This window comes from Pseudomonas sp. P9_31 (assembly GCF_034008235.1).
GTDB lineage: Bacteria > Pseudomonadota > Gammaproteobacteria > Pseudomonadales > Pseudomonadaceae > Aquipseudomonas.
Genome location: NZ_CP125375.1, coordinates 3,504,898 through 3,517,793 on the forward strand (window position 1 = coordinate 3,504,898; position 12,896 = coordinate 3,517,793).

Genomic DNA, 12,896 nt, shown 5'->3' on the forward strand with positions numbered 1-12,896 from the left:
AGGTCAACAATGGGATTTCAATTCACAGGGAGCTGATGTCATGCAAACACGTCAACTGGGCAAAAACGGTCCGCAAGTGAGCGCGATCGGACTGGGCTGCATGGGCATGACCGATTTCTACACCACGGGCGTGGACACCCGCGAAGCCACGGCAACGTTGCACCGCGCGCTGGAACTGGGGATCAACCTGCTCGATACGGCAGACATGTACGGCCCACATACCAACGAAGAGCTGATCGGCAAGGCCATTGCCGGCAAGCGTGACCAGGTGTTTCTGGCCAGCAAGTTCGGCATTGTCCGTGACCCGTCCAACCCCGGTGCACGGGGCGTCAACGGTCGACCGGAATACATTCGCGAGGCGATTGACGGCACCCTCAAGCGCCTCGGCGTGGAAACCCTGGATTTGTATTACCAACACCGCATCGATCCGCGGGTGGCCATCGAGGAAACCGTCGGCGCGATGGCAGAGCTGGTGAAGGCCGGCAAGGTGCGTTACCTGGGGTTGAGTGAAGCATCGGTCGTCACGCTGGAGCGAGCGAACAAGGTTCATCCGATCAGCGCACTGCAAAGTGAATATTCGCTGTGGAGCCGCGATCAGGAGGAGAACGGTTGCCTGGCCGCGTGCCAGCGCCTGGGCATCGCCTTCGTCCCATACAGCCCTTTGGGTCGGGGCTTTCTCACCGGGGCACTGAAAAGTCCGGATGATTTCGCGGCGGACGACTACCGTCGTTTCAGCCCGCGTTTTCAAGGGGAAAACTTCGCGAAAAATCTGTTGCTGGTGCAACAAGTGCAGGGCCTGGCCGCAGAAAAAGGCGTGACTGCCGGCCAACTGGCACTGGCGTGGGTGCTGGCCCAGGGCGACCACCTGATCCCGATTCCGGGGACCAAACAGCGTAAATACCTGGAAGAAAATGTCGCCGCGCTGGACGTGAAGCTGAGTCGCGAAGAATTGCACGCTCTGGAGGCAATATTCCCGGTGAACGCCACCGCAGGCTTGCGCTATCCGGAAGAGGTCATGAAGTTGCTCGACCGGTAAGTGGTCCCCGGCCCTGTGGTGAGGGGGCTGGCGATGCGGAACCTGCGGGAGCGGGCTTGCTCGCGAAGACGGCAGCACAGCCAACATTGATGTCGCCTGACACACCGCTTTCGCGAGCAAGCCCGCCCCCACAAGGGTTTACTCAAGGCTGTATTACCCGGAAACAATCTCGTATCTCCTCTCGGCTGAAAAGGGTCAAAATGCATCTTTTTTGGCCGCAACCCGAGACGAAATCCCCATGCGAACCCACCTGCGTCTGGCCGCCCTGAGCGCCCTGTTCATATCCTCCCTGGCCCAGGCCGCCGACTTGATCCCCATCGAAGTTCACCGCGATGCCAACTGTGGCTGCTGCAAGAAATGGGTCAGCCATCTGGAAGCCAACGGCTTCAAGGTTGAAGATCATGTCGAAGCCGACATGAGCCAATTCAAACAACAACACGGCGTTCCGCCTCGCCTCGCGTCCTGCCACACCGGCTTGATCAACGGCAAATTCGTCGAAGGCCATGTACCGGCCGAGCAAGTGCTGGCCTTGAGCAAGCGTGACGATCTGTTGGGGGTTGCCGCCCCCGGCATGCCCATGGGCTCGCCCGGCATGGAAATGGACGGCATGAGTGATGCCTACCAGGTGATCGGCCTGAAAAAGGACGGCACTGACGTGGTGGTGGCGGACTACCCTGCCCATTGATGTTGGGTGCCTACATCGGGCTGTTTCTCGCGGCGTTCGGTGCCGCGACCCTGCTGCCCTTGCAGTCCGAAGCGGTGTTGGTGGGGCTGTTGCTCAGCGGCCAGTATGGGCTCTGGTCGCTGCTGGCAGTGGCAACGCTGGGCAACGTGCTGGGCTCGCTGCTGAACTGGTGGCTGGGGCGCGGCATCGAGCGGTTCCGCGACCGACGCTGGTTTCCAGTCAGGCCTCGCCACCTCCAGCAAGCCCAAAAGCACTATCAGCGCTACGGTCATTGGTCCTTGCTGCTGAGCTGGGTGCCCATCATTGGCGACCCACTGACGTTGGTGGCCGGCGTCATGCGCGAACCGCCGGGGCGTTTCCTGCTGATCGTGACCCTCGCCAAGGGCGCCCGCTATGGTGTGCTGGCCCTGGCCACGCTGGGCTGGATGGGTTGAACGCGGCCTGGAAGACTGGAAAACCCTCGGCGTGCCATATCGCACGGTTGATCAATGGTATGAGCGCGAGCTGAACGTGACCGCGCAAGGTATCCACGACTACCAACGCACCACCTATTACGATGGCCGCTGGAAGCCCGAGTTTGACCGCTGGGTGGACATGTACGCAGGCCTGGCCAAAGGACCGGGCAAAACAGCGGTAGCGTGGAACTCGGCACTGATTTACGACATGATCTTCACACAACCGGTGTACTACGAGTTCAAGGACCTGAAAGTGCCGACCCTGCTGCTGATCGGCACCTGCGACACCACAGCCATCAACAAGGACATCGCTCCGCCCGAGGTCAAGGCGAAAATCGGTCATTACGACGTACTCGGCAAGCATGTGGCGAAGCTGATCCCGCAGTCGACCCTGATTGAATTCCCGGGCCTTGGCCACGCGCCGCAGATGGAGGAACCGGCGAAGTTCCATCAGGCGTTGCTCGACTGGCTGAACAAAACCAATCCCGTTCGTTGATGAGGTAAGGCTGATGGCGGTGAAAATTGCGGTGATCGATGACTGGCAGGGCGTAGCTCGCGACGTGTTGGACTGGTCGGTGCTGGACACCATCGGGGAGGTGAGTTTTATCCATGACTACCCCGCCGACAACGAAACCCTGGCCGAGCGTCTGGGCGCATTCGAGGTGATCTGCGTGATGCGCGAGCGCACCCGGTTCGACGAAGACCTGCTGCGCCGCTTGCCCACACTCAAACTGCTGGTGACCGGCGGCATGCGCAACGCCGCCCTGGACCTGAAAGCGGCTGCCGCGCTGGGTATCCAGGTCTGCGGCACCGACAGTTACAAACACGCCGCGCCCGAACTGACCTGGGCGCTGATCATGGCCGCGACCCGCAACCTGGTGAATGAAGCCAATGCCTTGCGCGCAGGTTTTTGGCAACAAGGCCTGGGCGGTGACCTGCAAGGCAAGACGCTGGGGATCCTCGGCCTGGGCAGCATCGGTCAACGGGTCGCCCGGTTCGGTCAGGTGTTCGGCATGCGGGTAATTGCCTGGAGCGAAAACCTGACCGCCGAACGGGCTGCCGAAGTCGACGTGACCTACGTCAGCAAGCAGGAACTGTTCGAGCAAGCCGATGTGTTGTCGGTTCATCTGGTGCTCAGCGACCGCAGCCGAGGGCTGGTGGACGCTCAGGCATTGGACTGGATGAAACCCACGGCATGGCTGGTCAATACTGCGCGCGGGCCAATTGTCGATGAGTCGGCGCTGATCAAGGCGCTGCAGAAAAAACGCCTGGCGGGCGTTGCTCTGGACGTGTTCGAACACGAGCCGTTGCCCCGCAATCATCCCTTTAGAACGCTGGACAATGTGTTGGCCACACCTCATGTCGGGTATGTCAGCCGGCAGAACTACCAACTGTTTTTTTCGCAGATGATCGAGGACATTCAAGCCTGGGTGGCCGGGGCGCCGGTTCGGATTCTGAACTAAGACCGCGTTATCGTTCTTCGCGAGCAGGCTCGCTCCCACAGGGGTTTTGTGTTCGGTGCAGAGCAAATGTGGGAGCGGGCCTGCTCGCGATGAGGCCCTCAAACCCACCACCACTTCCTGCACCCTGCGCACTGCAATGGTGCAAAAACCTGTTTCACCGCGCCCATTTCGGTGACTTCCCGGTGCCGATTTGACCCACACCCAAAAACAAACCTGCCCTTCGTCGGTGCGCTTCCCCGCAAGGCCCCGTGCTTGCATCTTCTCTCAACCGATTGTCGAACAATCTCCCCAGTTGACGAGCCCCGCTCTAGGTTCTGGCCTAGACTCATTTTCGCGGGGTAAAACCGGCCGGTCATTCGGTGAAAAAAATCGAAACTTTTGATGCCGGCTTCGGGTCAGGTTAAAGGTAGGGCCACAGCGACTGGTGCATTCCTTGCAACAGCCACTCCACCCATTCTGCTTCAGCGCATGGGCAGCGTTTGCTCACCGATGCGTAGCGCGTTTGCGCCCGGTCACGGATTTGGCCACGAACACCATTTGTGCCCGGCCTGGAATTAGATCAACAACACGGGGAGATCCATATGATCAGTACGGCGTTAGATATTCAGGGAGAGCGTGCTCATCAGCAGGTCGGCGAAACGAACGCCGTGGAGGCTCTTACCGCCAAATCGGTCAGCGTACCCGTCACCAAGACGCTGGCACCGGTAGCCAGTCAAAATCCCAACAAGAAGAAAGTCCTGTTCGTCACCTCGGAGATTGCCGATCTGGTGAAGACCGGTGGCCTGGGCGACGTTTCCGCCGCGCTGCCACGAGCCATGGCTCACTTGCACGACGTCCGGGTGTTGATCCCCGGTTACCCGCAAGTGCTGAACAGCGAAAATCCGATTCATATCATCGGTGAACTGGGCGGGCACGCCGCGTTGCCGCCCTGCAAGATCGGGCGCATGGACATGCCTGACGGCCTGGTCATTTACGTGTTGATCTGCCCTGAACTGTACGAGCGCGAAGGTTCGCCCTACGGCGCCAACAACGGCCGCGACTGGCCGGACAACCATATTCGTTTCGCCCGGCTGGGCCTCGCCGCAGCCGATATCGCCGCCAACCTCGCACAAATTCACTGGTGCCCCGACCTGGTGCACGCCCACGACTGGCCTGCCGGCCTCGCGCCCGCTTATATGCACTGGCGCGGGCAACGCACCCCGACCCTGTTCACCATCCACAACCTGGCGTACCAGGGCGTGACCAGCCTCGGCTCGTGCCCGGAACTCGGTATCCCCCTGCATGCCTTGCAACAGGAAGGCATGGAGTTTTACGGCAAGATGTCGTTTCTCAAGGCCGGCATGGCCTATTCGAGCCACATCACCACCGTCAGCGCCACCTATGCCCAGGAAATCACCACGCCGGCCTTCGGCTGCGGCCTCGACGGCTTTCTCGCCGCCAAGACCCAGCAAGGTCTGCTCAGCGGGATTCCCAATGGCATCGATGAAAGCTGGGACGCCGCTACCGATCCGCACCTGTTCCACCCTTTCGGCATCGGCGATTGGGACGGCAAAGCGATCAACGCGACGCACGTTCGCCGACTGTTCGGCCTGGAAGACTCCGAAGGTCCGCTGTTCGCCGTGGTCTCGCGGCTGGTCTACCAGAAAGGCCTGGACCTGACCGAAGCGGTGGCCGAATACATCGTCGCCAATGGCGGGCAGATCGCGATCATCGGCCGTGGCGAACCGGAAGAAGAACAAGCCATGCGTGAGCTGGCGTTGCGCTTCCCCGGGCAAATCGGCGTGCACATCGGCTTCAATGAAACCGACGCCCGCCGGATGTTCGCCGGCAGTGACTTCCTGCTGATGCCTTCGCGTTACGAACCTTGCGGCCTGAGCCAGATGTACGCCCAGCGTTTCGGTTCATTGCCGGTGGCGCGCAATACCGGAGGCCTGGCCGACACCATTGAAAACGGCGTGACCGGTTTCCTTTTCGACGAATCCACCGTGGAGAGCTACCGCGAAGCCCTGAGCCGCGCGTTCAAGGTGTTCGCCTTCCCGGGCCTGCTCAACGCCATGCGCTGCCGGGCCATGGCGGCGCCCTTCAACTGGTGCAAGGCGGTCGAACCCTACGCCGAACTCTATGAACAACTGGTGGCTAAAGCGCTGGGCAAATCGGGCAAACAGTAAGAGGTTTTCAACGATGCCGTTACGGACCCTTGAGACCTGGCCCCACGGCGCAATCATGCTGGACGCAGAGCACACGCGTTTTGCCTTGTGGGCGCCAGATGCGTTTTACGTCAGTCTTGAACTGGAAAACGGACAATCCCTGCCGCTGCTGCCTCAGGCCGATGGCTGGTTTGTGATCAATACCCGCTGCCCCGCAGGAACCCGTTACCGCTACAACATCGATGGGGAGCTTACGGTGCCGGACCCAGCCTCCCGCGCCCAGGCGGGCGACATCGGCAGCCACAGCGTGGTGGTCGACCCCCTCGCTTATCGGTGGCAACACAGCGCCTGGCAGGGTCGGCCATGGAATGAGGCGGTGATCTACGAGCTGCACGTCGGTGCACTTGGGGGGTTCAGCGAGGTCGAGCAACATCTGGCGCGCCTGGTCGAGCTGGGCATTACTGCCATCGAACTGATGCCGCTGGCGCAGTTTCCCGGCGAGCGCAATTGGGGCTATGACGGGGTTTTACTTTACGCGCCTCAGGCCTCCTACGGCTCCCCCGAACAACTCAAACACCTGATCGACACGGCCCATGGTCATGGCCTGGCGGTGATTCTCGACGTGGTCTACAACCACTTCGGCCCGGACGGCAATTACCTGCATCGCTACGCCCAAGGCTTTTTCCGCGAAGACCAGCACACCCCGTGGGGCGCGGCCATCGACTTCCGGCGGCGCGAGGTGCGCGACTTCTTCATCGACAACGCGCTGATGTGGTTGCGGGAGTACCGCTTCGACGGCCTGCGTCTGGACGCGGTGCACGCCATCGAAGACCCGGACTTCCTTCAGGAGCTGGCGCAACGGGTTCGCCAGCAAACCGACACGGCGCGGCACGTGTGGCTCATGGCGGAAAACGAGCACAACCAGGCCAGCCTGCTGGAGCAAGGTTTCGACGCGCAGTGGAATGACGACGGCCATAACGCCCTGCACGTTTTGCTCACCGGTGAAACCGACGCCTATTACGCCGACTACGCCGAAAACCCCACCGAACAACTCGCCCGCTGCCTGAGCCAGGGTTTCGTGTTTCAGGGCCATATCACCCGCCACGGTACGCCACGCGGTGAGCCGAGCGGTCACTTGCCGCCCACGGCCTTCGTGCTGTTTCTGCAAAACCACGACCAGATAGGCAACCGCGCCTTTGGTGAGCGCCTGCATCAACTGGCCCGGCCTGATGCCCTCTACGCCGCCACCGTATTGCTGCTGTTGTCGCCGATGATTCCGCTGATGTTCATGGCCGATGAGTTCGCCGCCGAGCAACCGTTCCTGTTCTTCACCAGCCACCACGGTGAACTGGCGCAGTGGGTGCGTGAAGGTCGACGCAATGAGTTCGCGGCCTTCAGTACCTTTGCCGACCCGCACACGCGCGAGCAAATACCCGACCCCAACGCGACGCAGACCTTCGAAGCATCGCGGCCGAAGCTGACCGCCACCCGGCAATCGCCGGTTTACGCCCTGTATCGCCAACTGTTGCAGATCCGCCATCGGCACATCATCCCGCACCTGCCGGGCGCCCAGGCCCTGGGTGCGCAGGTACTGGCCGAGGGCGCGGTGACGGCACGCTGGCGGCTGGGCAATGGCAGTCAGCTGCGCATTGACCTGAACCTCAGCGACGCGCCCGTGGTCCACACCCCACAGGCCAACGCGACGCGGCTGTTCGAATACCCGCCGCAATCGGCCGACCTGTTGGATCAGGGCACACTTGCCCCGCATTGCGCGCTCGTCAGCCTCACGGCCGCAGCCCCTTTGCTACCCCCGGATGGAGAGCGCCCATGAGCGATGCACAACTGGAAATACTGGCCGGCCGAGCAGGCTTGGCCGTCGACTGGATCGACGCCAATGGCCGCCCACAAAAAGTCGCCCCGGCGGTGCTGCGCTCAGTGCTGGCCGGGCTTGGCCATCCCGCCGACACTGCCGAGGAAATCGACGCCAGCCTGCTGCAACTGCAGCAGGTGCAACAAACCCGGCACCTGCCACCGCTGCTGACCTGCGACGTGGGCGTCGGCCTTAATCTGGCCCACTACTTCGCACCGCAAACCCCGTGTGAAATTCATCTGGAAGACGGCTCACGGATTAACTTGAAGCTGGATGACAACGCTGTTTTGCCCGGGCTGGTGCCGGTGGGTTATCAGCACGTCAGCATCGACGATCAATCCTTCACCCTCGCGGTGGCGCCCGAGCGCTGCTACAGCGTCGGCGACGCCGTTGACAGTCAAAACCCGCGTGCCTGGGGCCTGAGTGTGCAGTTGTACTCGCTGCGCCGTCCCGGCGATGGCGGTTTCGGCGATACCCAGTCCCTCGAAGATCTGGCCCGGGTGGCCGGCGAACGGGGCGCCGAAGCGTTGGCGATCAGCCCGCTGCACGCGATGTTCAGCGGCGACACCCAGCGTTACAGCCCTTACTCGCCATCCAGCCGTTTGTTCCTCAATAGCCTGTACGCGGCGCCCGGTGCCATTCTCGGTGAACGCGCCCTGCGCACCGCGATCGACGCCACCGGCCTTGGCGCTGAGCTCAAGCACCTCGAAGCACTGCCGCTGATCGACTGGCCCACCGCCGCCGAAGCCAAGCACCGCTTGCTCGAAGCCTTGTACGAAGGGTTCACCCACGGCGAACACCCCTTGCATGCCGACTTCAGCAGCTTCCGCCATGCCGGTGGCGAAGCGCTGGAAAATCATTGCCGCTTCGAAGCGATTCAGGAAGCCCGTGCGCAGCGCGGTGAAAACCTCGACTGGCGCGCGTGGCCCGAGCAATGGCGTGACCCGCGCAGCACCGCTCTTGCGCATTTTGCCGAAGAAAACTCGTCCCGCATCGGCTACTACGCGTTCTGCCAATGGCTGATTGCCCGCAGCCTGGAACGCGCCCAGGCCGCCGCCCGCGGTGCCGGCATGGGCATCGGCCTGATCGCCGACCTCGCGGTGGGCGCCGACGGCGGCGGCAGCCAGGCCTGGAGTCGCCAGGACGAATTACTCGCCTCCCTGACCGTGGGTGCGCCACCGGACATCCTCAACCGCACGGGCCAGGGCTGGGGCATTTCCGCGTTTTCCCCCGAAGGCCTGGTGCGCAACGGCTTTCGCGCGTTCATCGAAATGCTGCGGGCCAACTTCGCCCATGCCGGCGGCCTGCGCATCGATCACGTCATGGGCCTGCAACGACTGTGGGTGATCCCCAACGACGCACCGCCCAGCGACGGCGCCTACCTCTATTACCCGGTGGACGACCTGCTGCGCTTGCTGACCCTCGAATCCCATCGGCATCAGGCCATCGTTCTCGGCGAAGACCTCGGCACCGTACCCGATGGCCTGCGGGAAAAACTCATCGCGCGCTCGATCCTCGGCATGCGCGTGCTGCTGTTCGAACAGGACAACACCCACTTCAAGCCGATTCTCGACTGGCCGGACAACGCCCTGGCAACCACCAGTACCCATGACCTGCCGACGCTCAATGGCTGGTGGCATGGCCGCGATATCGATTGGAGCGCTCGCTTGGGCCTGACCGACGCCACGGGTGAAATCGAATGGCGCCACCATCGCGAACGCGAGCGCGAAGGTTTGCGTCGGGTATTGAGCCAGGACCCGCAGAATTTTCGCGAAGAGTCCCATGAAACCGATCAGGTGCTCGACGCCAGCGTCCGCTTCCTCGGCCATACCCGCGCGCCGCTGGTGTTGCTGCCGCTGGAAGATGCCCTGGGTATCGAACAGCAGGCCAACCTGCCCGGCACTACCGACAGCCATCCCAACTGGTCCCGCAGGCTACCTGGCGACAGCGAAGCCCTGCTCGATGATCCGGACGCCGCCCGCCGCCTGGAACTGCTCGCCTGCGCGCGACTTCAGGCGGCCGAGCGTGACCAATGAAGCAACCGCTCAACCCACCGCTGCGGGCGACCCTGCGGCTGCAATTTCATAAAGACTTCACCCTGGATCAGGCGATCCCGCTGGTGCCGTACTTTGCCAGTCTGGGCATCAGCCACGTCTACGCCTCGCCGCTGCTCGCCGCCCGCGCAGGCTCCATGCATGGCTACGACGTGGTGGACCCGACCACGGTCAACCCTGAACTGGGCGGCGAAGCTGCCTTGCGCCGTTTGGTCGCTGCGTTGCGCGAACAGCACATGGGGCTGATCCTCGACATCGTCTCCAACCACATGGCCGTCGGCGGTGGCGATAACCCCTGGTGGCTCGACTTGCTGGAATGGGGACGACTGAGCCCTCACGGCGAGTTCTTCGACATTCAATGGCACTCGCCCGACCCGTTGATGGAAGGCCAGTTGCTGCTGCCCTTCCTGGGCAGCGATTACGGCGTCGCCCTGCAGAACGGCACCCTGCCCTTGCGCTTCGATGCCCGGCGCGGTGCCTTTTATGTCGAGCACTACGAACATCACTTCCCGATTTGCCCCACGAACTACGGCGAACTGCTCAAGACAGATGATCAATTGCATGCCGAACAGGCTGAGCGGCTCAAATCCCTGGCGGACCGCTTCATTACCTTGAGCTATCAGACCGACGCCCACAGTCTGGCGATTCCACTGAAAACGGAGCTGCGGGCACTGGCCAGCGATCCGGCCGTTCTGCACGCCATCCAGCGCACGCTCGGCACCTACGACTCGCTCAACCCCGAGGGCTTCCAGCGTCTGCACACGCTGCTGGAACGCCAGAGTTATCGCCTGGCCAGTTGGCGCACCGCGGCGGACGATATCAACTGGCGGCGCTTTTTCGATATCAACGAACTGGGTGGCCTGCGCGTCGAACGTCCAGCGGTGTTCGAAGCGACCCATGCAAAAATCTTCGAGCTGGTGGCCGAAGGCCTGGTCGACGGGCTGCGCATCGACCACATCGACGGCCTCGCCGACCCGCGCGGTTACTGCCGCAAACTGCGGCGCAGGGTCGATCGCCTGTCACCGCAGCGGCACCTGCCGATCTACGTCGAGAAGATCCTCGGCGAAGGCGAAACCCTGCACCGCGACTGGTGCGTCGATGGCAGCACCGGTTACGAATTCATGAACCAGTTGTCGCTGCTGCAACACGACCCCGAAGGCGCCCGGACCCTGGGTGAGCTCTGGAGCCGGCACAGCGAACGGCCCGCCGATTTCCGCCAGGAAGCGCAACTGGCGCGCCAGCAGATTCTCAACGGCTCGTTGGCCGGGGATTTCGAAAGTGTCGCCCACGCCCTGTTGCAAGTGGCCCGGGACGACCTGATGACGCGGGACCTGACCCTCGGCGCGATCCGTCGGGCCTTGCAGGAATTGATCGTGCACTTCCCGGTGTACCGCACTTACATCAGCCCCTTGGGCCGCTTTGCTCAGGACGAGGCGTTTTTCCAGCAGGCCATGGACGGTGCAAGGCAAACCCTTGGCGAAGCCGATTGGCCAGTGCTCGACTGCCTGGCCGGCTGGCTCGGTGGCCAACCCTGGCGCAAGCGCCCAATGGGCCGCCCACGCAAACTGCTCAAGCATGCGTGCGTGCGCTTCCAGCAACTGACCTCACCGGCGGCGGCCAAGGCGGTGGAAGACACCGCGCTCTATCGCTCGGCGGTGCTGCTGTCGCGCAACGATGTCGGCTACAACACCGAGCAGTTCAGTGCGCCGGTTTCCGACTTCCATGCTACCTGCGTTAATCGCCTCGCCGAATTCCCCGACAACCTGCTGGCCACCGCGACCCACGACCACAAACGCGGCGAAGACAGCCGCGCGCGGCTGGCGGTGTTGAGCGAACGCAGCGCCTGGTATGCCGAACAGGTCGAACAATGGCGAAACCTGGCCGGCGAACTGCGCACCGACCCCGGCGCGCCCTCGGCGGGCGATGAGCTGATTCTCTATCAAGCGATCCTCGGCAGTTGGCCACTGGAACTGCGCAGTGACGATCAAGTGGCGCTCGAGGACTACGCCAAACGTATTTGGCAGTGGCAACAAAAAGCCCTGCGCGAAGCCAAGTTGCAAAGCAGCTGGAGCGCGCCAAACGAGGCGTATGAACAGGCGACCCACGGGTTTCTCGAGCGTCTGCTGCTGAGCCCCGAAGGCCAGCCATTGCGCAAGGCCATCAGTGCAGCGGCGCAGAGCATTGCCGCACCGGGCGCGCTGAATGGATTGGCGCAAACCTTGCTGCGAATGACCGTGCCGGGGGTTCCGGACCTCTATCAGGGCAACGAGTTCTGGGACTTTACGTTGGTCGATCCAGACAACCGTCGACCGGTGGATTACGCCAGCCGCCAGCAGGCCATGCACAAACGGTTGGAGCTGCCCGATCTGTTGGCGAACTGGCGTGACGGGCGCATCAAGCAAGCCCTGGTTGCCCAGGTGTTGAACCTGCGCGCCGAGCATGTCGAGCTGTTTCAAAAAGGGACTTATCAAACCCTTGAAGTGATTGGCGGCCAGGCTCACCGGGTACTGGCGTTTGCGCGGGAATGGCAGGGAAAACGGGCTATCGTGATCGTACCGATACGCTGTGCCGAACTGCTGGAAAACAGTGCCGATCCACAGGTTGATGCGCCCCTGTGGGGCGATACCCGAGTCAAATTGCCATTCGCCGCCCCTGAAGAAAATCTGAAGGGACTTTTTGCAAGCGTCGCAGTCACAAAACACAGGGAACTAATGGTCAGCGCCGCGCTGGGGGCTTTCCCGGTCAATCTCATTATCCAAACGACCCAAGCTTGAGTTCAGTCCAGGAGCATTGCGATGAGTACCGACGATAAACGCATCCGCGAATTTGCCTATCAAATCTGGGAATCCGAAGGCAAACCCGTTGGCCAGGAAAAACGCCATTGGGAAATGGCCTGCAAGCTGGCCGAAGCCGAAGCACTGGCGCCCGGCAAGTCAGCGAAAGCGACCGGCAGCAAAAGTGTCGGCAACAAGTCCGCTGCCAGCAAGCCCGACGGCAAACTGGTCAATGCCAAGGGCATCGAAGCCACACCCAAAGCCCGTGCCAAGCCCAAAGCCAAACCCGCCGCAGCTTCGGCAGTGACTCCGCCGGGCGAAAAAGCCACCGTAAAAAAGCCTCGCGCCGCGCGTAAACCGCCCGCGGTCTGACGCTTCACGGCCTTGTCCTGATTGACTTCGTGGCGAGCCC

General features: G+C 62.3%; 9 protein-coding genes and 1 pseudogene. All 10 read left to right on the top strand.

Annotated features, from left to right (window positions below):
• Positions 1–40: 40 nt before the first annotated feature.
• The 10 genes and pseudogenes from QMK51_RS15320 (at position 41) to QMK51_RS15365 (ending at position 12,856) form a co-directional block, all read left to right on the top strand.
• On the top strand, positions 41–1,036 hold the full coding sequence (locus QMK51_RS15320) for an aldo/keto reductase (protein ID WP_320390762.1): 996 nt from the start codon (positions 41–43) through the stop codon (positions 1,034–1,036).
• Positions 1,037–1,274: 238 nt separating this feature from the next.
• Complete coding sequence (locus QMK51_RS15325) at positions 1,275–1,721, top strand: DUF411 domain-containing protein (protein ID WP_258695995.1); 447 nt, start codon at positions 1,275–1,277, stop codon at positions 1,719–1,721.
• Positions 1,721–2,155 carry a YqaA family protein gene (locus QMK51_RS15330; RefSeq protein WP_320390763.1) on the top strand — a complete coding sequence of 145 codons (435 nt, stop codon included), beginning with the start codon at positions 1,721–1,723 and terminating at the stop codon, positions 2,153–2,155. Before QMK51_RS15325 ends, QMK51_RS15330 begins: the two co-directional genes overlap by 1 nt.
• 4 nt (positions 2,156–2,159) lie before the next feature.
• Positions 2,160–2,672 (top strand): annotated as a pseudogene (locus QMK51_RS15335) (alpha/beta fold hydrolase); the annotation flags it as partial.
• A gap of 13 nt (positions 2,673–2,685) precedes the next feature.
• Positions 2,686–3,639, top strand: a complete 954-nt coding sequence (locus QMK51_RS15340) for a D-2-hydroxyacid dehydrogenase family protein (protein WP_320390764.1) — start codon at positions 2,686–2,688, stop codon at positions 3,637–3,639.
• Positions 3,640–4,220: 581 nt separating this feature from the next.
• On the top strand, positions 4,221–5,807 hold the full coding sequence (gene glgA / locus QMK51_RS15345) for a glycogen synthase GlgA (RefSeq protein WP_320390765.1): 1,587 nt from the start codon (positions 4,221–4,223) through the stop codon (positions 5,805–5,807).
• A gap of 13 nt (positions 5,808–5,820) precedes the next feature.
• A complete protein-coding gene (gene treZ / locus QMK51_RS15350; RefSeq protein ID WP_320390766.1) occupies positions 5,821–7,617 on the top strand; it encodes a malto-oligosyltrehalose trehalohydrolase in 1,797 nt (598 codons plus the stop codon).
• A complete protein-coding gene (gene malQ, locus QMK51_RS15355; protein ID WP_320390767.1) occupies positions 7,614–9,692 on the top strand; it encodes a 4-alpha-glucanotransferase in 2,079 nt (692 codons plus the stop codon). Before treZ ends, malQ begins: the two co-directional genes overlap by 4 nt.
• On the top strand, positions 9,689–12,484 hold the full coding sequence (locus QMK51_RS15360; RefSeq protein WP_320390768.1) for a malto-oligosyltrehalose synthase: 2,796 nt from the start codon (positions 9,689–9,691) through the stop codon (positions 12,482–12,484). The genes malQ and QMK51_RS15360 overlap by 4 nt, the downstream gene beginning before the upstream one ends.
• 21 nt (positions 12,485–12,505) lie before the next feature.
• Positions 12,506–12,856, top strand: coding sequence for a DUF2934 domain-containing protein (locus QMK51_RS15365; protein ID WP_320390769.1), 351 nt, complete (start codon positions 12,506–12,508; stop codon positions 12,854–12,856).
• Positions 12,857–12,896 lie beyond the last annotated feature (40 nt).

Coding starts and splice junctions, on each gene's coding strand:
- treZ (WP_320390766.1), top strand. CDS start 5,821: ATGCCGTTACGGACCCTTGAGACCTGGCCCCACGGCGCAATCATGCTG.
- QMK51_RS15320 (WP_320390762.1), top strand. CDS start 41: ATGCAAACACGTCAACTGGGCAAAAACGGTCCGCAAGTGAGCGCGATC.
- malQ (WP_320390767.1), top strand. CDS start 7,614: ATGAGCGATGCACAACTGGAAATACTGGCCGGCCGAGCAGGCTTGGCC.
- QMK51_RS15365 (WP_320390769.1), top strand. CDS start 12,506: ATGAGTACCGACGATAAACGCATCCGCGAATTTGCCTATCAAATCTGG.
- QMK51_RS15325 (WP_258695995.1), top strand. CDS start 1,275: ATGCGAACCCACCTGCGTCTGGCCGCCCTGAGCGCCCTGTTCATATCC.
- glgA (WP_320390765.1), top strand. CDS start 4,221: ATGATCAGTACGGCGTTAGATATTCAGGGAGAGCGTGCTCATCAGCAG.
- QMK51_RS15330 (WP_320390763.1), top strand. CDS start 1,721: ATGTTGGGTGCCTACATCGGGCTGTTTCTCGCGGCGTTCGGTGCCGCG.
- QMK51_RS15360 (WP_320390768.1), top strand. CDS start 9,689: ATGAAGCAACCGCTCAACCCACCGCTGCGGGCGACCCTGCGGCTGCAA.
- QMK51_RS15340 (WP_320390764.1), top strand. CDS start 2,686: ATGGCGGTGAAAATTGCGGTGATCGATGACTGGCAGGGCGTAGCTCGC.